This is a genomic window from Arthrobacter nitrophenolicus (genome assembly GCF_000332815.1).
Classification (GTDB): Bacteria; Actinomycetota; Actinomycetes; order Actinomycetales; family Micrococcaceae; genus Arthrobacter; species Arthrobacter nitrophenolicus.
This window is the reverse complement of record NZ_AOFD01000024.1, coordinates 18,543-39,365: the sequence shown is the minus strand read 5'-3', so window position 1 is coordinate 39,365 and position 20,823 is coordinate 18,543. Positions and strand designations below refer to the sequence as shown.

Annotated in this window: 14 protein-coding genes and 9 pseudogenes; 11 read left to right on the top strand and 12 right to left on the bottom strand. The window is 66.1% G+C overall.

Annotation, left to right across the window (positions count from 1 at the left end):
* Positions 1-6: 6 nt before the first annotated feature.
* The 3 genes and pseudogenes from G205_RS10510 to G205_RS10500 form a co-directional block, all read right to left on the bottom strand.
* Positions 7-985, bottom strand: a pseudogene (locus tag G205_RS10510) (alpha-ketoacid dehydrogenase subunit beta).
* Positions 985-2,226, bottom strand: coding sequence for a pyruvate dehydrogenase (acetyl-transferring) E1 component subunit alpha (gene pdhA, locus G205_RS10505; protein ID WP_009357935.1), 1,242 nt, complete (start codon positions 2,224-2,226; stop codon positions 985-987). Before pdhA ends, G205_RS10510 begins: the two are co-directional and overlap by 1 nt.
* Positions 2,227-2,375: 149 nt before the next feature.
* Positions 2,376-3,493 (bottom strand): annotated as a pseudogene (locus tag G205_RS10500) (histidinol-phosphate transaminase).
* A gap of 65 nt (positions 3,494-3,558) precedes the next feature.
* On the opposite strand from G205_RS10500, the gene G205_RS10495 reads away from it, so the two are divergent.
* Complete coding sequence (locus G205_RS10495) at positions 3,559-3,987, top strand: phage holin family protein (protein ID WP_009357934.1); 429 nt, start codon at positions 3,559-3,561, stop codon at positions 3,985-3,987.
* Between the two features lie 15 nt (positions 3,988-4,002).
* On the opposite strand, the gene G205_RS10490 is transcribed toward G205_RS10495, so the two are convergent.
* Positions 4,003-5,280, bottom strand: coding sequence for a hypothetical protein (locus G205_RS10490; RefSeq protein WP_235046860.1), 1,278 nt, complete (start codon positions 5,278-5,280; stop codon positions 4,003-4,005).
* Positions 5,281-5,348: 68 nt separating this feature from the next.
* Positions 5,349-5,651 (bottom strand): hypothetical protein, encoded by a 303-nt coding sequence (locus G205_RS10485; RefSeq protein ID WP_009357932.1) that lies wholly within the window; start codon positions 5,649-5,651, stop codon positions 5,349-5,351.
* Between the two features lie 175 nt (positions 5,652-5,826).
* Between G205_RS10485 and purB the strand changes: the two genes are divergently transcribed.
* Together purB and G205_RS10475 are read left to right on the top strand one after the other, a co-directional pair.
* The gene (gene purB, locus G205_RS10480; protein ID WP_009357931.1) at positions 5,827-7,269 is read left to right on the top strand and encodes an adenylosuccinate lyase; all 1,443 of its coding nucleotides are present in this window, start codon (positions 5,827-5,829) and stop codon (positions 7,267-7,269) included.
* Positions 7,270-7,394: 125 nt separating this feature from the next.
* Positions 7,395-8,072 (top strand): histidine phosphatase family protein, encoded by a 678-nt coding sequence (locus tag G205_RS10475; protein WP_009357930.1) that lies wholly within the window; start codon positions 7,395-7,397, stop codon positions 8,070-8,072.
* Here the strand turns inward: G205_RS10475 and G205_RS10470 are convergent.
* The 3 genes from G205_RS10470 to G205_RS10460 form a co-directional block, all read right to left on the bottom strand.
* Positions 8,069-9,001 carry a serine/threonine-protein kinase gene (locus G205_RS10470; protein WP_009357929.1) on the bottom strand — a complete coding sequence of 311 codons (933 nt, stop codon included), beginning with the start codon at positions 8,999-9,001 and terminating at the stop codon, positions 8,069-8,071. The two genes, G205_RS10475 and G205_RS10470, sit on opposite strands and share 4 nt — an antisense overlap.
* Positions 8,998-9,270, bottom strand: coding sequence for a hypothetical protein (locus G205_RS10465; RefSeq protein WP_152419565.1), 273 nt, complete (start codon positions 9,268-9,270; stop codon positions 8,998-9,000). Before G205_RS10465 ends, G205_RS10470 begins: the two co-directional genes overlap by 4 nt.
* 71 nt (positions 9,271-9,341) lie before the next feature.
* Entirely contained in the window at positions 9,342-9,857 is a 516-nt protein-coding gene (locus tag G205_RS10460) for a MarR family winged helix-turn-helix transcriptional regulator (RefSeq protein WP_009357927.1), read from the bottom strand.
* A gap of 154 nt (positions 9,858-10,011) precedes the next feature.
* Here G205_RS10460 and G205_RS10455 point away from each other — a divergent pair, with 154 nt between their 5' ends.
* From G205_RS10455 to G205_RS10435, 6 genes and pseudogenes are all read left to right on the top strand, one after another.
* Positions 10,012-10,515: a GNAT family N-acetyltransferase gene (locus tag G205_RS10455; protein ID WP_009357926.1), complete on the top strand. Its 504-nt coding sequence runs from the start codon at positions 10,012-10,014 to the stop codon at positions 10,513-10,515.
* Between the two features lie 58 nt (positions 10,516-10,573).
* Positions 10,574-11,007 (top strand): annotated as a pseudogene (locus G205_RS10450) (acyl-CoA thioesterase).
* A gap of 168 nt (positions 11,008-11,175) precedes the next feature.
* Positions 11,176-12,247, top strand: a pseudogene (locus G205_RS10445) (extracellular solute-binding protein).
* A gap of 58 nt (positions 12,248-12,305) precedes the next feature.
* A pseudogene (locus tag G205_RS24025) lies at positions 12,306-12,724 on the top strand (ATP-binding cassette domain-containing protein); the annotation flags it as partial.
* 174 nt (positions 12,725-12,898) lie between these two features.
* On the top strand, positions 12,899-13,372 hold the full coding sequence (locus tag G205_RS24020; protein WP_420874309.1) for a TOBE domain-containing protein: 474 nt from the start codon (positions 12,899-12,901) through the stop codon (positions 13,370-13,372).
* Positions 13,369-15,186 (top strand): annotated as a pseudogene (locus G205_RS10435) (ABC transporter permease). The gene G205_RS24020 and the pseudogene G205_RS10435 overlap by 4 nt, the downstream one beginning before the upstream one ends.
* Here G205_RS10435 and G205_RS10430 read toward each other — a convergent pair.
* A pseudogene (locus G205_RS10430) lies at positions 15,187-15,772 on the bottom strand (FAD-dependent oxidoreductase). It lies immediately after the preceding pseudogene.
* A 55-nt stretch (positions 15,773-15,827) separates the two neighbouring features.
* Between G205_RS10430 and G205_RS10425 the strand changes: the two are divergent.
* Positions 15,828-16,364: a TetR/AcrR family transcriptional regulator gene (locus G205_RS10425; RefSeq protein ID WP_009357922.1), complete on the top strand. Its 537-nt coding sequence runs from the start codon at positions 15,828-15,830 to the stop codon at positions 16,362-16,364.
* On the opposite strand, the pseudogene G205_RS10420 reads toward G205_RS10425, so the two are convergent.
* From G205_RS10420 to G205_RS10410, 3 genes and pseudogenes are all read right to left on the bottom strand, one after another.
* Positions 16,361-17,550 (bottom strand): annotated as a pseudogene (locus G205_RS10420) (4-hydroxybenzoate 3-monooxygenase). The gene G205_RS10425 and the pseudogene G205_RS10420 overlap by 4 nt on opposite strands.
* Before the next feature lie 133 nt (positions 17,551-17,683).
* Positions 17,684-18,425 (bottom strand): annotated as a pseudogene (locus tag G205_RS10415) (IclR family transcriptional regulator).
* A 60-nt stretch (positions 18,426-18,485) separates the two neighbouring features.
* Positions 18,486-19,550, bottom strand: coding sequence for an FUSC family protein (locus tag G205_RS10410; protein WP_009357920.1), 1,065 nt, complete (start codon positions 19,548-19,550; stop codon positions 18,486-18,488).
* 170 nt (positions 19,551-19,720) lie between these two features.
* On the opposite strand from G205_RS10410, the gene G205_RS10405 reads away from it, so the two are divergent.
* Positions 19,721-20,563, top strand: a complete 843-nt coding sequence (locus G205_RS10405; protein WP_009357919.1) for an ACT domain-containing protein — start codon at positions 19,721-19,723, stop codon at positions 20,561-20,563.
* The last annotated feature ends 260 nt before the right edge of the window (positions 20,564-20,823 follow it).

Genomic DNA, 20,823 nt, shown 5'->3' with positions numbered 1-20,823 from the left:
GTGTCCTCAGTAGGAGAGGGCGCGGTCCAGCGCCTCCAGGATGCGGTCGATGTCCGGAAGGTAGTCTTCCTCCACCTTCGCGACGGGGTACGGCATATGGAAGCCACCAACGCGGATAACGGGGGCTTCAAGCGAATGGAAGGCCCGCTCGCTGATGCGGGCCGCGATCTCGCCGCCGATCCCTCCGAAGGTAGGCGCCTCATGGGCGACGACCAGGCGTCCGGTCTTCCGTACGGAGGCGGTGACCGTGTCAAAGTCGAGCGGCGAGATGGAGCGGAGGTCGATGACCTCCACGCTGCGGCCGTCCTCCTCGGCCGCGTTGGCGGCGGCGAGGGCAACGGGGACCAGTGGCCCGTAGGCGACGACGGTGGCGTCGGTGCCTTCCCGAAGGACATGGGCCTTGAAGGGATCGGCGGCGTGGCCCGGCGCTTCGGTGTCAACCTCGCCCTTGAGCCAGTAGCGGCGCTTGGGCTCGAAGACGATCACCGGGTCCTGGCAGTCCACGGCCTGCTGGATCATCCAGTAGGCGTCGTGGGGGTTGGACGGGGTGATGATCCGGAGCCCTGCGGTGTGGGCGAACAGCGCTTCGGGTGATTCCGAGTGGTGCTCCACGGACCCGATGCCGCCGCCGTAGGGGATGCGGATGACCACCGGCACCGTGAGGTTGCCGTTGCTGCGGGCGTGCATCTTGGCCAGCTGGGTGGTGATCTGGTTGAAGCCGGGGAAGACGAACCCGTCGAACTGGATCTCGCAGACCGGCCGGTAGCCGCGCAGGGCCAGGCCGATGGCGGTGCCGATGATGCCGGACTCAGCCAGCGGGGTGTCCACGACACGGTCGGGGCCGAACTCGCCGATCAGCGTCGGTCACCCGGTACACGCCGCCGAGGGGGCCGATGTCCTCGCCCATCAGGAGTGACTTGGGGTTGCCGGCCAGGGTGGCGCGCAGGCCCTGGTTGATCGCCTTGGCGATGGTCATGGTGGTCATCAGTGGCCTGCCTTTGCTGCTGCCTGTCCCTGTTCCGCGGAGGAATCAACACCGGCAAAGCCGGCCTCGTATTCTTCGAACCATGCCAGTTCCTCGGCCACCAGGGGGTGGGCCTCAGCGTAGGTGTTGGCAAAGGCGGAGCGGATGTCCGGAGTCTCGAGGTCATGGGTGGTGCGCCGGACATAGGCCGCGAGTTCGTCGCCGTCGGCCTTGACCCTGGCAAAGAAGTCGTCATCCGCCAGGCCCTCGGCACGCAGGTACTTCTCCAGCCGGAGCAGCGGATCCTTGGCACGCCAGGCGTCTTCCTCGGCCGAAGGGCGGTACTTGGTGGGATCGTCGGCAGTGGTGTGCGCGCCAACGCGGTAGGTGAAGGCCTCGATCAGGACAGGACCCTTGCCCTGCCGGGCGTGCTCCAGGGCCCACTCCGTGACGGCGTGCACCGCGATGACATCGTTGCCGTCCACGCGGATGCCGGGAAAGCCATAGCCCTTGGCGCGGTTGGACAGCGGTACGCGGGTCTGCACGTTGGTGGGGACGGAAATGGCCCAGTGGTTGTTCTGGCAGAAAAACACCACAGGGGCGTTGTAGGAGGAGGCGAACACCATGGATTCGTGGACGTCGCCCTCGGAACTGGCGCCGTCGCCGAAGTAGGCGATCACTGCGGCGTCCGGTTCCTGGCGGGCCCCGCCGGCCGCTGCGGCCAGCTTCTGGTCCCGCTGGATGCCCATGGCATAGCCCACTGCGTGGAGTGTCTGGGCGGCGAGGACCAGGGTGTAGAGGTGGAAGTTGGTGTCCTTCGGATTCCAGCCGCCGTTGGATACACCGCGGAACTGGCGGAGCAGTTCAGCAAGGTCAACGTTCCTGGTCAGCGCGACGCCGTGTTCCCGGTACGTGGGGAAAATGTAGTCCTGCGGCTGGCTCGCCCGGCCCGATCCGATCTGGGCTGCTTCCTGTCCTGTGAGCGGAACCCACAGGGCCAGCTGCCCCTGCCGCTGGAGGGCGGTGGCCTCAACATCGAACCGGCGGATTGCGGCCATGTCCGCGTACAGCCCGCGCAGGCGCTCCGGCGTGAGCTTGTCCGCGTACTGGCTGTAGACCGGGTCAGCGCCGAGCTTCCCGTCAGGTCCCAGCAGCTGCACCATCTGCGCCGGGGGCTCGCCCATGACGGCTTCCGCGTCAGCTTCCCGCTGGTCGTCTACCGCTGTTCCGTCGAACTCGGTGGAAGGCAGATGTGTGCCCATACCGTCTCCTTGCTTGCCGCATCCGGATGCAATGCAATGTCGCTGGGATATATGCCTCTTACGGAATACATTCCCGTTGCGGCATATACATTGGCTTACTGATCCTAACTTTATCTTCAGTAGGTAGGCACGGGAGTACTTGTTAAGCGCTAGGAAGGACCTGAGGGCTTTGTATAGTCCGCACACAACTGCAGGAATCTCGTATTGGCCTCCTGCTCGCCGATGCTGACCCTGACCCCATCGCCCGGGAACGCCCTGACGGACAGGGCCCGGGCAGCGGCCAGGTCTGCGAAACGGGTACTTTCGGCACCCAGGGCCAGCCACACGAAGTTCCCTTGGGCATCGGGAACAGTCCAGCCCAGGTCCCGCAGGCCGGCCGCCACCCGGGTCCGCTCATCCACGAGCATTTGTACCCTTTCTACAACCTGCGGGAAATTCTGCAGCGAAACTATTGCTGCCTTTTCTGCAATCTGCGACACGGCGAACGGGGTGGCAGCCACCCTCAGGTGCTGTGTGAGCCCCGGGTTGGACACGCTGTAGCCCACCCGAAGCCCTGCCAGGCCATGGGCTTTGGAAAACGTGCGGAGCACCACCACGTTCGGGTACTTGCGGTAGAGGGCCAGGCCATCCACGGCGTCGGCTGCCCGGACGAACTCCTGGTAAGCCTCATCGATGACCACCACAACGCTGGAAGGCACGGAGCGATGAAGGCTTCAGTCTCTGCTGCTGCCAGCGCGGGACCGGTGGGGTTGTTGGGCGTGCACAGGAGGATCACCTTGGTGCGGGCAGTGACGGCGGCGGCCATGGCTGCCAGATCGTGCCGGCCATCGGCGGTGACCGGGATGCGGACACTCTCGGCGCCTGCCAGGCCAACGCTGATGGGATAGGCCTCGAACGACCGCCAGGCGTAGATGACCTCATCGGGCTTGCCATCGTCGTTCTGGCCTGCGAACGTGGCCAGGACCTGGTTCAGCGCGCCCAGGCTGCCGGCACCGGTGACGATGTCCTCCGCCGGGACGTCCAGGAATTCGGCAAGGGCCTCCCGCAACCGGCTGCTGAGCGGGTCCGGGTAGCGGTTGAAGTCCTGCTGGCGCGCGATGGCCTCCACAACGGCGGGGAGCGGCGGAAGCGGGTTCTCATTGGAAGAGAGCTTGTAGCTGGCCAGTCCTTCGACGGCGGCCGGCGGCTTCCCTGCCGCATAGCGGGGCAGCCGGCCCACCACCGGGCGCGGCGGAATCCCGTCGGCCGGGGCCTCTGAAGACGTCATGCAACCCAGACTACTTCTCTCCGTCTTGTAAGCCCGCGCACAGTGCCCTGTGCAAGCATGGTTCCATGGGCTCCTTCATTCTTCGGATCATCATCAACGCCGCAGCGCTGTGGGTGGCGAGCTGGATTCTGCCGGGACTGGAAATCTCCAGCTCCGCTGCCTCCGAGGCCGTTGCCGAACGCGGCGTCACAGAGGGCACCGACGCCGTCGGGCTCGTCCTGGCCTACCTGTTCATTGGCGCCATCTTCGGCATCGTAAACGCTTTCGTCAGGCCGCTGGTCAGGTTCCTCGCCCTGCCCCTCACCATCCTGACCCTGGGCCTGTTCACAATCATCATCAATGCAGCCATGCTCTACCTGACGTCCTGGATCAGCAGCTACACGCCGGTGGAGTTCACCATCGACTCCTTCTTCTGGACAGCTGTGCTGGCGGCAATCATCATCTCGCTGGTTTCGATGGTGGCCAGCGTCCTGCCAGGGGCACGGAAGCGCTAGCCCGCAGGGCCGGCCCTACCGGCCGCCATGCCCCCGCTCATGGGCGCGGGGGTCTTGGGGCGCGAGCGTGGGAGTGGGGCCCTTGGTGCGGGACAGGGAGTACCTGGTAGCCGTGGCCGTCCCGCCCGCTCCCAGGACTCCTGCCAGCACCGCGGTGGAATGCACAAGGGACGGATCGCTGCTGCCGGCGACCAGGCGTGCGGCTTCCTGGTACCCATCGAAACTGTGGCCAGGGCCCAGTCCCACATCCTCCCCTACCCGGACGTGAAGGTCGTTGGTCATTGTCACCGTGACCTGGTTGGCGGTGTCCGCATTGGGTGAGCCGTCGCTCCCGGGGACCCAGTCGGTCCGATGTTCCAGGTGGAGGGTGTTGACGTCAGGCGGCGGTGTTATCCGGCCGACGGGTGATCCCGCCGTGACGACATACTTCATGTCGTACTCGGATCGAAACTGCTGGTCGGCCGCCAGATTCATGGCGTGAATTCCGCCCTGGCTGTAGCCGGCAGCGACCACCGGCGATCCGGGTTCCGCTCCAGCCGACCGAAGCGCCTGGACAACGGCGGCATTGACGACCGCTGAATTACTGCCCAGCCCGTCTGCTATCCCACCGAGATCGAAGGGATTGCGGCCGGAGTCTTCCTCCGCCATCTGTGTGCCCGGGATGACCACCACGTACGCCTTTCGGCCGTCCTGGTCAACTTCGACAACCTCGATGTATCCGCTGCCCCGTTGTTCGATCAGCCGGATCCGCTCCAGGAGGCCGGCAGGTGAAGCCTTAAGGCTTATCGGAACGCTTTCCTCCTGCCGCACGTCGAGCGGTTCCGGCCTCAGACCTGGAATTCCACCCTCGACCAGGGACTTGAGTGCTGCCAGTGCAGCAACGGAGTCGCCCACCAGCATCTCGGCGGCATTTCGGTTGAGGAATCCTGTCCGCCAAAAGTCGGCGTGCTTCTCCAGTTCCGCCGCAGGGCTCCACATTCCGAGGCTCCTGAACGTCCGGGACCGGGCTTCCGCCGCTTCGTAATCATGCCTGCACTGGCGCACCCGGCTGCTGATCCCTTGGAGCTCAGTCCGAACGGCACGGAGGGCCTCATTCGCGGCACCCACCGCAAGGAGGGCTGCCGTTCCCGTGGACCGGGGCTCATTCTGGAATTGCGCCAGTTCCTGCCACACCCGCCACGCGTCGCCCTCTACGGCTCCGAGCCGGGATGCCAGGTCATCCAGTCGGGCTGAACCGGAGGCCAGTTCCTCAAGCTGGAAGCTGAATCCACCGATGCCTCCGGAGATGACCATGTTGCCCTCCCCGGCTGGACGGGACAGCCGGAAGGCCGCTCCTGTGTCCGACGGGGTTTCTTCCCCCATCAGGATGGCCCGCCGTAATTACACTCGGACGCCAGCACCGCCCTCGCGTGGCTCGTCACCGAGCTTGCCGCTTCGTGGAGGGAGTCGAGGACCCGACGCATGGCCGCGGCCTGGAGGCTGACCGTGTTCCGGTAGGCCTGGCCGGCCGGAGACTGCCATTCCTGCATTTGGATCTCCCGAAACCCCGCAAGTACTTCTTCTGCCCGGGCCTCACAGAGAATGAGCCGAGCAGCGAGCTGCTGTACTTCGGCGCTGCGCTGCGCGGTGACACCCCAGATACTGCCGCCAGGGTCGTTCCCCATGTGAGTTCTCCCCTCCTCCGGCTTCCCGGTGCCGTTGATACCCGTGCCGTTCTGGCTGTTGCGCCCACGCTACGAACAATCCGGGACCAGCCGAAGCACCGCCGTCGACTATGTGGACAAGTAACGTGGGCAGGCACGCTTCGGGGGCCACCTGAGTTCGTGAAACAATCAGCACATGCCTGAAACTGCCGCCACAGCTGATACACGTACGCCCTCAGGACGCCTGGCCCTCGCCGCGTCACAGGAAAAGATCGCCCTCGGTCCCCTGGACGGCCGCTACCAGTCCGCCGTAGCACCGCTGGTGGACTACCTGTCCGAAGCCGCCCTGAACCGGGACCGTGTGGCTGTCGAAGTTGAATGGCTCATCCACCTGACCAGCAACAACGTGCTCCCGGGCGCCGGAGCGCTCAGCCAGGACCAGCAGGACCAGCTCCGCGCCATCGTCACCGAATTCGACGCCGCCTCCGTGGCCGAACTCGCCGAAATCGAAGCGGTCACGGTCCACGACGTGAAGGCCGTGGAGTACTACATCGGCAGGCGCCTTCCCGGCATCGGCATCGAAAACCTGACGGCCATGGTGCACTTCGGCTGCACCTCCGAGGACATCAACAACCTCTCCTACGCCCTCGGCGTCAAGGGTGCTGTGGAGGACGTGTGGCTGCCCGCCGCCAGCGCCCTGGTGGCCCAGATCGGCAGAATGGCTGAGGACAACCGCTCCGTTCCCATGCTCTCCCGGACGCACGGGCAGCCGGCCACGCCCACCACCCTGGGCAAGGAGCTCGCGGTCATCGCGCACCGCCTGAACCGCCAGCTGGACCGGATCGCAAAGACCGAGTACCTGGGCAAGATCAACGGTGCCACCGGAACCTACGCCGCCCATGTCGCATCTGTTCCCGGCGCCGACTGGCAGGAGGTCTCCCGGTCCTTCGTGGAGGGCCTGGGACTGACCTGGAACCCCCTTACCACCCAGATCGAAAGCCACGACTGGCAGGCCGAGCTGTACGCCGACGTGGCCCGCTTCAACCGCATCCTGCACAACGTCTGCACCGACATCTGGAGCTACATCTCCATCGGCTACTTCGCGCAGATCCCGGTTGCGGGCGCCACCGGCTCCTCCACCATGCCGCACAAGGTCAACCCGATCCGCTTCGAGAACGCCGAAGCGAACCTGGAAATCTCGAATGGCCTGCTGGACACCCTGGCGGCAACCCTGGTGACGTCCCGCTGGCAGCGCGACCTCACGGACTCCTCCAGCCAGCGCAACATCGGCGTGGCCTTCGGCCACTCGCTGCTGGCCATCTCCAACGTGGCCAAGGGCCTGGAGCGCCTGGATGTTGCAGAGGACGTGATGGCCGGCGACCTGGACACGAACTGGGAAGTCCTGGGCGAAGCCATCCAGATGGTCATGCGTGCCGAGGCCGTCGCCGGCGTCAAGGGCATGGAGAACCCCTACGAGCGGCTCAAGGACCTCACCCGCGGCCAGCGCGTGGATGCCGCGCGCATGCGGGAGTTCGTGCAGAGCCTCGGCCTTTCCACCGAAGCCGAGGCACGCCTGCTCGCACTCACACCCGGCAAGTACACGGGCATCGCGGACCAGTTGGTGGACCACCTCAAGTAGCCCGCCCCGCAGGGGCAGGAGAATTACGACGACGGCGCCTGGCCTGGGAAGGCCAGCGCCTTCGCTCTGCCCGGGGACAGTGGGCAGGTCCTCAGCCAGGTGCCCGGGGTGCGAAACTTGAGAGCATGAAGCTGTTGCTCATCCGCCACGGACAGACCCCCGGCAACGTCCTCGGCCAGTTGGATACCGCCCACCCGGGGCCCGGACTGACGGAACTTGGTGAGCGGCAGGCCGAGGCCATGGCGCGGTCCCTGGCCAATGAGCCCATCGGGGCCCTGTACGCGTCAACGCTGATCAGGACCCAAATCACGGCTGCTCCGCTGGCACGTGTGCACGGCCTGGACGTCGAGGTGCTTGAGGGCCTGCACGAGATCGAAGCCGGGGCCCTGGAGAAACTGACTGACCATGAGTCCCACAAGCGCTACATGGGAACCGTGTTCTCTTGGGCTGCGGGGGACCTGGACCAGCGCATGCCGGCCGGTCCGGACGGACACACATTCTTTGAGCGGTTTGATGCGGCGATCCGGCAGGTTGTGGAGCGGGCGTTCGACGCACAGCACCAGGCGGCCGCAGTAGTGAGCCACGGCGCCGCGATCCGTACATGGGCGGGCCGCCGCGCCGGCGACGTGGACCATGAATTCGCAGCCCGCCACGTGTTGGCCAACACGGGAATCGTGGCCCTTGAAGGTGACCCGGACGTCGGATGGAAGCTGATCCACTGGGACGGCAGCCCGGTAGGCGGACTGTCACTTGCCGATCCAACGGCAGCGGACCCTACGGGCAGTGACGCAACAGGCGCCTAGACCAACTGCCGGATCCTGCGGGCAGGAAAAACAGCCATCCTGCGGCAGGGACTGAAGCCCTCTTCGGCGGGTTTGGGAAGAAGCCGGGAGGCCATGCGCGCGGCCTCCGCCGCCGTCGGCCGCTCCCCGCTTTCCATCGCCGTCAGGGAGCGGAGGAAGGTCTGCCAGCCGGGCGGCAGCCAGTCCGGAACATGGGGGCTGCGGAGCGTCCTGGCCACCAGCGACTCGATCGCGGTTCCGGGAAATGCCTTAGTCCCGGTCAGGAGCTCCAACAGGACAAGCCCCATCGAGTAGACGTCCCAGGACGTTTCAGTCTCGCCGCCGGATGCCTGTTCCGGGCTCATGTAGTGCACGGTGCCGGAGGACATGCCAGGTTCCGGCGCCGATCCGGCGGCAGCGGCGATCCCAAAGTCGATGATCCGCACCGGGCTCCGCCGCAGTCCGCTCAGCATCAGGTTGGCGGGCTTGACGTCCCGGTGCACCAGGCCACGGCCATGAAGGTGGGCGAGCGCACCGAACAGCCCGACAGCCCAGCCGGCTACCTCGTCGGGTTGACTGCGGTTGCTGCGGACGGCCTCTGCAAGGCTGGTTCCCAGCGCAAGTTCCTCCACCACGAACGGCAGTCCGCCGCGCGGGCCGCCGGACGGCATCACGCCTTGCGCGATGAACCTGATGATGGACGGATGGTGAAGGGCGGCCAGGACAGCCGCTTCGTTGCCGATACGCCCGTGCTGCTTCTCCGAGTTCTCCACCGCCACCTTGACTGCAACGTCCGGCCCGCCGTTCATGTCCACAGCACGGAAGACCTCCGCAACGGATCCGCGTCCCAGACGTTCCCGCAGCCGAAACCGGCCAGCCAGGATCCCGTCCCCGTCAGGAAGCGTTGCGCGGCGCCCATGAACCGGGGGTGCAAGGGCGGGGGTGTTCATGCGGCGTACGGCGCAGTGGCCCGGGCGGGATCGGAGGCAGCGGAGGTGTGCCCGGCGGCCTGGGCAGAGGGCTGCCAGGCGTCCAGCTGGAAACCGCACCTGCAGCGCCAGACCGGGGGCAGCTCCACGGCTCCTTGTCCAACAGGCTCGAAGGTGTAAAGCACGGCGGCACCCCCGAGGGCGGGAGTCACCAGTTCCATGGGCATTCCGCAGTGCATTCCGCTGCTCTGCTGCGGCAAAACTTCGGTAAAAGTGATCAACGCGCTCACGACTCCATCGGGCAGTTCATTCAAGGGTTGATCGTAAGCTTACATATTACTAGTCAAACTAGCTAGTGCATCTAGCTACTTTTGGCGTGCGTGGCCTCCTGGGCGCTGACCGCCTCGGTCATCCGCTCCAGGAATTCCACAACGATGCGCGCCTCATCCGCGGTCAGGCTCTCCGCCACAGCCATCATTCGGCGGTGCATGGCGCCCAGTGTTTCGCGCACTTCCTGGTCCGATTCCACAGTGGGCACAACCACGACGGAGCGGCGGTCCGAAGGATGGGCCTCGCGCCGGACGTGGCCGCTCGCCACCAGCCGGTCGATCAACGAGGTGGTGGAGGCGCTGGTGATGCCCAGGAACTGGCTCAGGTCCTTGGGCACCACGGTCTTGCCCGAGGCCTGCACACGCAGGAGGTACCGCAGCGCCAGAAGGTCGGTCTCCCCCATTCCCATGGAATCCCTGGTGGAGCGGCGCATGCTGGTTTCTGCCGAGCGGTAATCGCGCAGGGACTTCAAAACGGCAGCGCCGTAGTCCAGCTGCCCGTCCGGACCGTACCAGTAGCCGGAGCCTTCGTTACCTGTGGAAACCATGGGATTAGTTTAGACCGTCTGATAACTAGACTGCCAAGTAACCTGACTATTGGTGGCTCTTGGTGTTATCCAGCCCCTTACCCGGAAGAAACACCCGCGTAACCGCATGCTTCTAGCCTTTTAGTGCATAACCCTCCGGCGAAACGAGGCAACTATGCAGACCAATCCAAGGCTGAACATCCGCCAGGTTCCCTGGTCGAACCCCGTCGGGGCAGATCTGCGCCGCGCGCAGCAGGCGGAACTTGATGCCCGCTTCGGCACCCCGGACCACGAACCCGGCACCCCGCCGTCGAGCGCCGACTGCGCCGTCTTCATCGTGGCCTATGACAAGGGATCCGGCCAACCCGTAGGGTGCGGCGGCCTGCGACTCCTCGACCCGACCATTGCGGAGATCAAACGGCTGTACGTGGTCCCCTACACGCGCGGCTCGGGCGTTGCCAGCTCCATCCTCGCGGCGCTGGAAGCGGAGGCGTTCAAGCAGGGGATCACGCGCATCAAGGCCGAGGCCGGTTCCGCCCAGCCGGACGGCCGGACCTTCTACCAGAATTCCGGGTTCGAGCCGGTGCCCAACTTCGGCCCGTATGTGGGCGTGGAGCACTCATACTGCTACGCCAAGAGCATCCACGCGCGCAGTGCCGCCCATACGGCCATGGCCTAGGGGCGGCTGGGGCCGTCACACTCCGCAAAGCCTTCCGGCCCTCAGCTAATCTCGGCCTATGGAAACAGCAGACATCACCTTCCGCACCCGCAAATGGGTGCGCCCCGAGGACCTGAACGCGAACGGGACTTTGTTTGGCGGCAGCTGCTGAAGTGGATCGACGAGGAAGCGGCGATCTACGCCATCCTTCAACTGGGCAACGGCCGGGCGGTCACCAAGTACATTTCCGAAATCAACTTTGTAAGTTCGGCAGTCCAGGGCGACCTCATCGAGATGGGACTGACGGCCACCAGGTTCGGGCGGACTTCCCTGACCATGCGGGCCGAAGTCCGGAACATGATCACCCGGCAGAGCATCCTCACCATCGAAGAGATTGTGTTCGTGAACCTGAGCCCGGCCGGAAGGCCCGAGCCCCACGGCTACACGGAGATCACCTACGACCGGGACCGCATCCCCACGCACCATTTAACGGAGACCATCACCCAGGACTGACCTTTCACCCGGCGTTAATCCGCACGCCTCCATCAGTTCCCGCGACTGGACCACATTGGACAGCCGGGCTGTTTATCGAATCGATAGCAATAACAGCCCCGCATTCCGCCTGCCCCGCTATAGGCTGTGCGGACATGCTCCGGTTCCAGTCAGAAATGAGTCCTGATCGTGCGTAAATTGCAGACTTTGGTTGCCGCCGCCGTCGCCGTCACCCTTCTCGCCGGGTGCGGCGGAAGCACCACCTCCCCGGCCGCTTCCGGCGACGCCTCCGCCCCTGCCGGCGGTTCCGGCGACACCCTGGTGGTGTACACCAACTCCAATGGAGAGGGCCGCGGCGACTGGCTGACCGCCAAGCCGCCGAGGCCGGGTTCAAGATCGAAATTGTGGGTGCCGGCGGTGCGGACGCCACCAACAAACTCATCGCCGAAAAGAACAACCCCATCGCCGACGTCGCGTTCGGGCTGAACAACATGTACTTCTCCCAGATCAAGGCCGAGGACGTTCTGGAACCCTATGAGCCTCCTGGGCGGGCGAAGTGGACGAAGAACTGGCCGACGGCGAGACGTACTGGCCGCTGGTCAAGCAGGCCATCCTGCTGGGCTACAACTCGGACAAGATCTCCAAGGACGCGGCCCCGCAGGACTGGACGGACCTGTGGACCAAGGACGAGTTCAAGGACCGCTACGAGCGCGTGACAGGCCTGGGCACCGCCACCGCACAGCTCGTCTTCGCCGGCATCCTCAGCCGCTACCGCGACGATTCGGGCGACCTGGGCATCTCGGATGAGGGGTGGAAGCAGGTGGAACAGTACTTCCAGAACGGCAGTCCCGCGGTGGCGAAGACTGACCTCTTTGCCCGCATTGCCTCCGGCGAGGTGGACATGGGGCAGATGCCGTCCTCGATCATCGCCGACCGCGAGAAATCCTTCAATGTCAACGTTGAGACGGTCATTCCCTCAGTGGGCGTCCCCCTCGCGGTCGAGCAGATTGCCCTCGTCAAGGGCACGGAGAAGAAGGAACAGGCCCAGAAGTTCATTGACTGGTTCGGCAGCGCGGACGTGCAAGGCCAGTTCGCCAAACAGTTCAACTCCATGCCTGTCAACGAGGGTGCCGCGGCCCAGGCCAACCCCGAGGTTGTGGACTTCTTCGCCGACCTCAAGCAGCAGGACATCGACTGGGAGTTCGTGCAGGAGAACATGGGCGCCTGGGTGGAGAAGATCGAACTGGAGTACATGACGTAGTCCGGTTTCCGGCAGCTTTCCCCTTCCGCTTTGGGCCGCACCACCAGACAGGTTTGCCATGATCCGCTTGGACAACATCGAAGTTACCTTCGGCGATTTCACCGCCATCCCCAACCTGGACCTGCACGTCCGGCCTGGTGAATTCTTCACCCTGCTGGGCCCTTCCGGATGCGGGAAGACGACGGCGCTGCGCACCCTGGCAGGGTTCATCCAGCCGGCCAGGGGAACCGTCCGGGTGGACGGCAAGGATGTCACCCGGCTTTCCAGCGACAAACGCCTGGTGGGCATGGTGTTCCAGAATTACGCGCTTTTTCCCAGCATGAGCGTGTGGAGAACATCGCGTTCGGGCTCCGGGTGCGGAAGGAGAAGACGGCGGACAGTGACCGCCTGGTGCGGGACATCGCCCGCCGGGTGGAACTGAGCGACGAGCAGCTGGCCAAGAACGTGGCGGAACTGTCCGGCGGTCAGCAGCAGCGCGTGGCCGTGGCGCGGGCCCTGGTGCTGAGGCCCAAGATCCTGCTGCTGGACGAGCCGCTGTCCAACCTGGACGCCAAGCTCCGCCACCAGCTCCGGCAGCAGCTCAAGGACCTTCAGAGCGAGTTCGGAATCACCACCGTCTATGTCACGCACGACCAGGACGAGGCACTGGCGATGAGCGACCGGGTGGCAGTGTTCAACAAGGGCGTGGTTGAACAGGTGGGGACGCCGCAGGAGATCTACGACCATGCCGCCACCGAGTTCGTCTGCAACTTCATTGGTGACAGCTCGGCCCTGACACCGGAGTTTGTCGCGGAGCTGAACCGGCTGTCAGGGGCCGGGCTCAGCACGGACGCCAGGTCCTACCTGCGGGTGGAAAAGGCGTCCCTGGACGCTCCCGGCAATGGGGGCGCCGGCGTCGGGATGTCCGGAAAGGTGCTGTCCCGCACCTACCACGGCCTGCACAGCCGGTACGTGGTGCGCAGCCACGGCGCGGACATCCGCCTGCTGGTGCGGGAGGACGGCGGAGCACACCCCGAAGCCGGGACCGAAACCACCATCTACCTCCAACCTGCCCACGTCCTGCAGTACCACCCGGAAACGGGGGTTGCCCTGCGGCAGCAGGATCCTGCGGTAGCCCTGCCATGAGCAGCACATCCGTCCGCGGCATGGCCCGCTCCCCGTTCGTGCTGGTGGTGGGCGTGGTGCTCACATGGTTCATTGCCGCGTTCCTCGTCTGGCCCAATGTGAACGTCCTGATGGCCACCTTCTTTCCGGACGGCAGCTTCTCCGGGCGGGCGGCGGAAAAGCTGTTCTCGTCGCAGCGGGCCATGAAGGCGCTGGGCAACAGCTTCCTCCTGGCGGTGGCACTGTCCATCACCGTCAATGTGGTGGGCATCTTCATCGTCCTGGTGACCCACTACTTCCGGATCCGGGGTTCGCGGATCCTCTTCCTGGCTACGCCTCAACGTTCATCTACGGCGGCATCGTGCTGGCCGCCGGGTACAAGTTCATCTACGGCGACAAGGGCATCGTCACCTCGCTGCTGGTGAAGGTGTTTCCGGGCATGGACCCGGCGTGGTTTTCCGGGTTCTTTGCCGTCCTGGTGGTCATGACCTTTGCCACCACCACCAACCACATGCTGTTCGTGGCCAACGCCCTGAAGGGCGTGGACTACCAGACCATCGAGGCAGCACGGAACCTTGGCGCCTCCACCTGGACCATCCTGCGGCGCATCGTGCTTCCCATGCTCAAGCCCACGCTGTTCGCGGTGACCATCCTGTCCTTCCTCACCGGCCTGGGCGCTGAGTGCCCCTCAGGTGCTGGGCGGACGGGACTTCCAGACCATCACCCCGATGATCCTCACGTTCACCAACAGCCCCACCTCCCGTGACCTTGCCGCACTGCTGGCCGTGATCCTGGGCCTGGCGACGGTCTTGATGCTGGCCGTCATGACCCGCCTGGAGAAGGGCGGCACGTACTTTTCGGTGTCCAAAGTGTCCTCGGCGCTGCAGAAGCAGCAGATCGGCAACCCGCTGGCGAACGCCGCCGTCCATGTGGTGGCCTACCTGCTGTTTGCGGTGTACACCCTTCCGGTGCTGCTCATCGTGCTGTATTCCTTCGCCGACGGCGCCGCCATCCAGACCGGCCAGCTCTCCCTGGCGAACCTGACCCTGGATAATTACGTCCGTGTCCTGACTGAGCAGTCCGGGCTGCGGCCCTTTATCGTCAGCGTTGTGTACAGCGCGCTGGCTGCCCTCATCGCCGTCGGCGGCCTGCTGTTCGTGGCCCGGCTGCTCCAGAAGTACCGGAACTGGGTGTCTTCAGCGTTCGAGTACCTGCTCCACATCCCCTGGATCCTCCCGTCGGCGCTGCTGGCCCTGGGCCTCATCATCAGCTACGACCACCCCAATCCGCTGGTGGGCGGCGCCGTGCTCACCGGAACCACGGTGATCCTGCTGATCGCGTTCGTCACGGTGAAGATCCCCTTCACCCTGCGCATGCTCAAGGCATCCTTCGCGTCGGTGAACTCCTCGCTGGAGGAAGCCGCAGCCATCATGGGGGCCAGGACACTCTACGTGTTCCGCCGGATCCTCCTGCCGCTGGTGCTTCCCGCGGCCGCCGCCATCACCGCGCTGAACTTCAACAGCCTGCTGGACGACTATGACACCGCCATCTTCCTGGCGCACCCGCTGGTCCAGCCGCTGGGCCTGGTCATCAAGGCCAACACCGACGGCGCAGAAGGCGTGGAAGGGATCGCCAACACCTTCGTCTACACGGTGCTCCTGATGGTGATTACCGGCATCACGATGTACCTGGTGTACGGCCGGTCCGGCCGCCAGGGAGCGGGGAAGAAGCGCCTGCCTGCAGTGCCTCCGGCGTCGTCTGCGGCAGTGCCGCCGCCCGCGGCCGCGTCCGCCTCCGGGGAGGACAGCAAGCCTCCGGCCGCGCCCGTGCGCTGATCAGGCCGCTGTGCCGCTCCCGACGGCGGCCCTTCCGTTCCGCCTCCGCGCCAGGTTGAGCAGGCGGTCCCGGAGGGGCTGGGCATTATCGGCCAGGGCAACGCGCAGGAGCGCCGCGGAGGCCACGCTCAGGGCACGGGTGCGCAGCCGGCGCTGCCTGTCGTAAGCCTGCAGAGCCTCCTCCCGCGGGCGCGTGTTAAGGAGATCGGCCAGCGTCACGGCATCCACGAGCGATTCACAGGCGCCCCGGCCAAGCGTGGGAAACATGGCGTGGGCAGCGTCCCCCAAAAGGACCACGTTGCCGCGGACGAAAGTGCCAAGGCGCGGGGTGGTCCAGAGGCGCTGCACCAGGATGTCCTCCGGAGTTGCCGCCGCCAGCACCCGGCGGATGGCGGGCGCGTGCCGCGTCAAGGATCCCCAGCCGGGCCAGGGCCCGCTGGGCATTGGGCCACATACCTAGAGCTGTGCCCACAGCCGGCAGTTCGGGCCGCTTCTCATAGACAGTGACGCTGAACCTGCTCTGGTCCAGGCCTGCGGCGAGCGCGAGCCCCGCGATGCCGCCTCCCACGATCGAGATGGTCTCCATGGGCAGACTCTACTACTTTTGTAGTAATTGGGGAACGGGTTACTAGACTGGCTTTATGCCGGACCGCCGCACCCAATTACTCGATGCCGCACTGGCCGTGGTGGCGGACAAGGGAATGAAGGGCCTCACGCACCGGGCAGTTGATGCAACGGCGGGACTGGCCGAAGGAACAACGTCCAACTACTACCGCAACCGGGCAGCCCTGGTTGACGGCGTGCTGGACCGTCTGCTGCAGCTGGACGCCGAGCTCCTGCGGGACCACGGTCCCGCCGGCCCGCCGTCGAACATCAAGGAACTTGCCGGACAACTCGCCGCAATGGTGCTGGCCCTGGCCCGGCAGCACACCGGGCTGACCCGCGCCCGGATGGCCCTTTCCCTGGACCACCCGGAGGCCGTGACGGCCGGGCACCAGCTCCTGGTGGGCGGACTGGAACAGATGCTGGCGGCGATGGGCGTCGCTGACCCAGCCGCGCGGGCGCGGGACGTGGCGGACTATGGCGACGGGCTCCTGCTCCACCTGCTGACCGTCAGGCGCGACGACGAGCCGGACGTGGCCGCCGTCGCGGACGCCATCCGGCGCCTGATCGGCTAGCGCGCGCCCGGCCAGCCGGTATACGCCTCGGCGAGGTAGGCCATGCCGTGGCGGGATGACACCACCGAGTTGAGCTCACCCAGCTGGCGGGCGCGGGAGAAGTCGTCCGCGTCGGCGGGCGTGTGGAGCATGGTGGTCATCCAGTAGGAGAACTGCTGTGCCTTCCAGACCCGCTCCAGCGCACGGTCGCTGTAGGTCTCGAGGAGGCGGCCGGAACCGGCGTTGTAGTGGCTGTCCAGCCCCTCAAAAAGGACCTTGACGTCGTGGATCGCCAGGTTCAGGCCTTTGGCCCCGGTGGGCGGGACCGTGTGCGCGGCGTCGCCGGCCAGGAACAGGTTGCCGTGGCGCATGGGGGTATGGACGAAGCTGCGGAAGGGCAGGACCATCTTTTCGATGACCGGCCCCTCCTTGAGCTCGAAACCGTTGCCGTTCACCCGGCTGCGGAACTCGGCCCAGATCCGGTCATCGTCCCACTCGGCGACGTTTTCCCTGGGGTCGCACTGGAAGTACATCCGCTGCACCGTCTCGGTGCGCTGGCTGATCAGGGCGAAACCGTTGGCGGAGTTGGCGTAGATCAGTTCGTCGGAGCTGCGCGGGGCCTCGGCCAGGATGCCGAACCAGGCGAAGGGGTACTCGTGGAAGTACCACTTGCGGTGCGCTTCCGGGATCTGGAACCTGCAGTGGCTGCGGGAACCGTCAGCGCCCACCAGGAAGTCGGACTGGATCTCGGACTCCACACCGTCGGCGTCGGTGAACCAGACCTTCGGCCTGCCCTCAAGATCGTGGACGGAGGTGTCCGTGACGCTGTAGCGGACGTCGCCGCCGTCGGCCTTCCTGCGGGCGGCGAGGTCCGTGAAGACGTCCGTCTGCGGGTAGAGCCAGACGGACTCGCCCACCAGGTCCTTGAAGTCGATGCGGTGGCTCTCGCCGTTGAACCGCAGCTCGATGCCGTCGTGCCGGTCCCCCTTGCGCAGGACGCGGTCCGAGACGCCGCTGTCCACCAACAGGTTCACGGTGCCGTGTTCGAGGATGCCGGCGCGGACCGTCTCCGAAATCTCCTGATGGCTGCGGACCTCGATCACAGTAGAGTCGATGCCGGCCTTCGCCAGCAGGTGGGAGAGCATGAGCCGGCCGGGCCTGCCCCCATGATGGCCACCTGGGTGGAGATGATCTTGCGTGTTGCCATGGTTCGTCTCGCTTCATTGCGGGGCCCGCGATGCGGTGCCGGCGTTCTGGGTTTCTCGGGTTTTGGGCTCTGGCACCCAGTGTGGGGCAGGAGGGGTGACGGCCGTAACAGCAATTCCGTTGAATGGGATCAGTCAGGAGTCGCCCAGCCCGCGGGCGATACCACGGGCCGCCGTCTGCAGGGCCGGAACCAGGGCCTGCAGGCGCATCTCCCGCAGGGAACCACGACGCCGAGTGAGGCCACCGCACGCTGCCGGCGGTTGAGCACGGGGACGGCGATGCCCCAGGTGTCCGGATCCACCACGCCCTTCAGCTGGGCGAAGCCCTGGCGGGCTGTTTCGCCGAGCAGCCCGCGCAGGGCGTCCACGGTGACCTTGCCGTCGGGGTCGCTGAACTGGTCAAGGTACTGCGCCTGCAGGGCCTTGTCCTGGTGCGCCATCAGCGCCAGCCCGGCAGACGTGATGTGGACGGGCATCCGCCCGGCCACCTGGGCCCGGTTTGCCACCGACCCGCGCCGCGAAAGCCTTTCGACGAACAATGCCTCCCAGCCGTCCAGCACCGCCAGGTTCACGTTCTGGTTCAGGACCTGCTGGATGTCCTCCATAAACGGCATGGCCGCCTCCCGCAGAGCCAGGTTGGCGAGGTCCTGTTCACCAGCTCCCATAGGCGCACGCCCGGCCGGACCATGCCTCCGGGCGCGGTTTCCAGCAGGTCGTGTTCCGCAAGCTGCCGCACCAGGCGGTGCGCGGTGGTCAGCGGCAGCCCGGCCCGGGCCGCGAGCTCGGACAGCTGGAGGGTGCTGACATCCTGGGGAAAGGCCGAGATCAGCCGGACGATCCGGTCCACCACCGAGTCGCCGGACCTCGAGTTCGCCACGCCGCACCAGCTTCCGTTGAATGGTCCCGGCACCCAGCGTACCGCGCAGCCGGAAGGCCGTCAGCCCGCCGTCGTGCGTTCCCGGAAACGCCGCCAGGCACCCGGGGCCAGCACCACGGCAATGCCGACGGCGGCTCCGATCACCGTCTCGATGATGCGGTCGCGGAGCAGGATGGCGGGCGAGGACGGGACCACCAGGAGCGTGGAGATCAGGGCAAGCGGTGTCACGAAGACCTGGGCCAGCAGGTACTGGCGGATGATGAACATCTCCGCGCCGAACTGGCACAGTGCCATGACAAGTACCGTCTGCCACGGCTGCAGGTCCAGGAGCACGATGCCGGCCAGGATCACCAGGCCCAGCACGGTGCCAACGATCCTTTGGATGCCGCGGCGGATCCGGTGCCGGGTGGTGTGCCCCACCAGGGGAACAACGGCGGCCACCATGGCCCAGTAGTTGTGGCCGAACCCCAGCCGTTCGCCGGCCCAGGTGGCGAGCGATCCGGCGAGTCCGGCAGCCACCAGGTATCCGAGGCCTTCCAGCCAGGCCGTGCGCTTTTCGTCGGGGGTCCGCCGGATGGGCCGGGGGCGGGTCCACGGGGTGCGGTGGCTGGGCAGGATCCGGGCGGAGAACCCGATCAGCAGGCACAGCACCGTGGTGAGGACCGAGACGAGCATCCCCTGCCACAGCGGGGGCTGGTTGGGAATGGACGCGATGGCGGCGAAGGCGAAGATGTGGAACAGGGAGCCCGCTGGCCGCAGCCGGAACCAGGAAATCGCCACCGAGCAGGCGCCTGCCACGACGGTGGTGGCAAGCACCAGGAGCCAGGTGGTGGTCGCGTCGTCCAGCCCCCACGCCGCCTGCATCCTCGCGGCCAGCGAGGCCAGGAGGATCACCAGCAGCATGAGCAGGCCGGCCCGCAGCTGCAGCGCGAAGCGGACTCCATGGGGTTCACCCCGGCCATAAATCCCGGTGAAGGCACCGAAGGAAGCGAAGATCGCCAGGTCCAGCCGCCCCAGGAGCACCAGCGTAAGCAGTGGAACAAAGACCCCGGTGGCGCACCTTAGGGCAGGGTGGTGGTCCTTGTTGCCGGGGGCAATGCTGAACATTTCAGCGAGCATCTTCACGGGGACAGTGGCGCCTTTCCTGCAGGTTCCGGGAGGAGGTATCTAACGGGCGGCCGCGCTGACGTTCCTGCTAAATCCTACGGGGCGGGCCCCGGAAACCACCCGGCGCTTTCCCTTGAATGGAACGCGGAGGCAACGCGGCTGAAACAGCGGCCGGTGATGCTTGTGCCATGAAGCCCCCTGCACGGAACTCCCCCGCGGCCGAACTGAGCTGTGAAGTCTGCGGCCTGATGCCTGAACCGACCAAGGCGCGGCTGACCTTGGCAAACGTCGCCGTGATGCTTCCAATCGAACTCCTGGTGCATGCCCTGGTGGTGGGCACCGAGCTTCCGTACCTGGCAAAGGTGCTGGTCCTGACGGTCACCGCCACTGTCCTGGTGATCTGGGTGGCGGAACCCTCGGCCAGCAGGATCCTGCGCGGCTGGCTGCACGCCCCGGCGCTGCGGCTGCGCAGGAAGCTCGGCAAGGCACCGGCGCTGTGGCGGGCACGTACCGTCCTGCATGATGAACCCGGCTCGCTGCAGCGGGTGACCAAGGCGCTGGCCCGGACGGGCACCAACATTCTGAGCATCCACGTGCATCCGGTGCCCGGCGGCGTCCTGGACGAGTTTGTGCTTGCCGCACCCGGCGGCATCGGCGAGCGCGAGCTCCTGGACGCCCTGCTGGATGGGGGCGGTTCCGCCCCGCAGGTGTGGCCGACCACCAGCCTGGCCATGGCCGACGGCCAGACCCGGGCTCTGAGCCTTGCGGCGCGGATCGCGGATGCGCCCGATGAACTTCCGCTTGCCGTTGCGGAGCTGCTGCGGGCCCGGATCCTCACCCCCGCCGAGGAGGCCGCGGCCCACGCCGCGGACGACGCCGGCACCCGGCTTAAGATCCCCACCGCGTGGCACGGCCCCATCACCTTCGCCCGGCCCGGCGAGCCCTTTACGCCGGCGGAATCCGCCCGGGCCCACCGGCTGGCAGAGCTCGCGGAAATCCTGGCGCACCGGAACCCCGCCGCGCCCCAGTAGCCCTTAACGACTGGCCAATGCCGGTCACAATCCGTTTTCAAGAGGCTGCCCGGGCAGAGTTCACGAAAATCCTTGACAGTGGTCGGGGTCACTCCTACCGTTGTTTTGGGATCCCAAATTGGGATCCCAAAGAACCATCCCGGCGCTCCGGATCGCGACCCACGCGTTTCCATTAGTTTTGCGGAACCCGCCGCTGCAGGGCGGACCGCGCACATCCCCGCACTTTCCCCATCCGTAAACTTCCCCGTGAAGGAGAAGCT

Excerpts from the sequence above, each read along its gene's own strand:
- G205_RS10495 (WP_009357934.1), top strand. The coding sequence starts at position 3,559 with ATGGGCTCCTTCATTCTTCGGATCATCATCAACGCCGCAGCGCTGTGG.
- pdhA (WP_009357935.1), bottom strand. The coding sequence starts at position 2,226 with ATGGGCACACATCTGCCTTCCACCGAGTTCGACGGAACAGCGGTAGAC.
- G205_RS10475 (WP_009357930.1), top strand. The coding sequence starts at position 7,395 with ATGAAGCTGTTGCTCATCCGCCACGGACAGACCCCCGGCAACGTCCTC.
- G205_RS24020 (WP_420874309.1), top strand. The coding sequence starts at position 12,899 with ATGAGCGACCGGGTGGCAGTGTTCAACAAGGGCGTGGTTGAACAGGTG.
- G205_RS10455 (WP_009357926.1), top strand. The coding sequence starts at position 10,012 with ATGCAGACCAATCCAAGGCTGAACATCCGCCAGGTTCCCTGGTCGAAC.
- purB (WP_009357931.1), top strand. The coding sequence starts at position 5,827 with ATGCCTGAAACTGCCGCCACAGCTGATACACGTACGCCCTCAGGACGC.
- G205_RS10405 (WP_009357919.1), top strand. The coding sequence starts at position 19,721 with ATGAAGCCCCCTGCACGGAACTCCCCCGCGGCCGAACTGAGCTGTGAA.
- G205_RS10490 (WP_235046860.1), bottom strand. The coding sequence starts at position 5,280 with ATGGTCATCTCCGGAGGCATCGGTGGATTCAGCTTCCAGCTTGAGGAA.
- G205_RS10485 (WP_009357932.1), bottom strand. The coding sequence starts at position 5,651 with ATGGGGAACGACCCTGGCGGCAGTATCTGGGGTGTCACCGCGCAGCGC.
- G205_RS10460 (WP_009357927.1), bottom strand. The coding sequence starts at position 9,857 with ATGGTTTCCACAGGTAACGAAGGCTCCGGCTACTGGTACGGTCCGGAC.
- G205_RS10470 (WP_009357929.1), bottom strand. The coding sequence starts at position 9,001 with ATGAACACCCCCGCCCTTGCACCCCCGGTTCATGGGCGCCGCGCAACG.
- G205_RS10425 (WP_009357922.1), top strand. The coding sequence starts at position 15,828 with ATGCCGGACCGCCGCACCCAATTACTCGATGCCGCACTGGCCGTGGTG.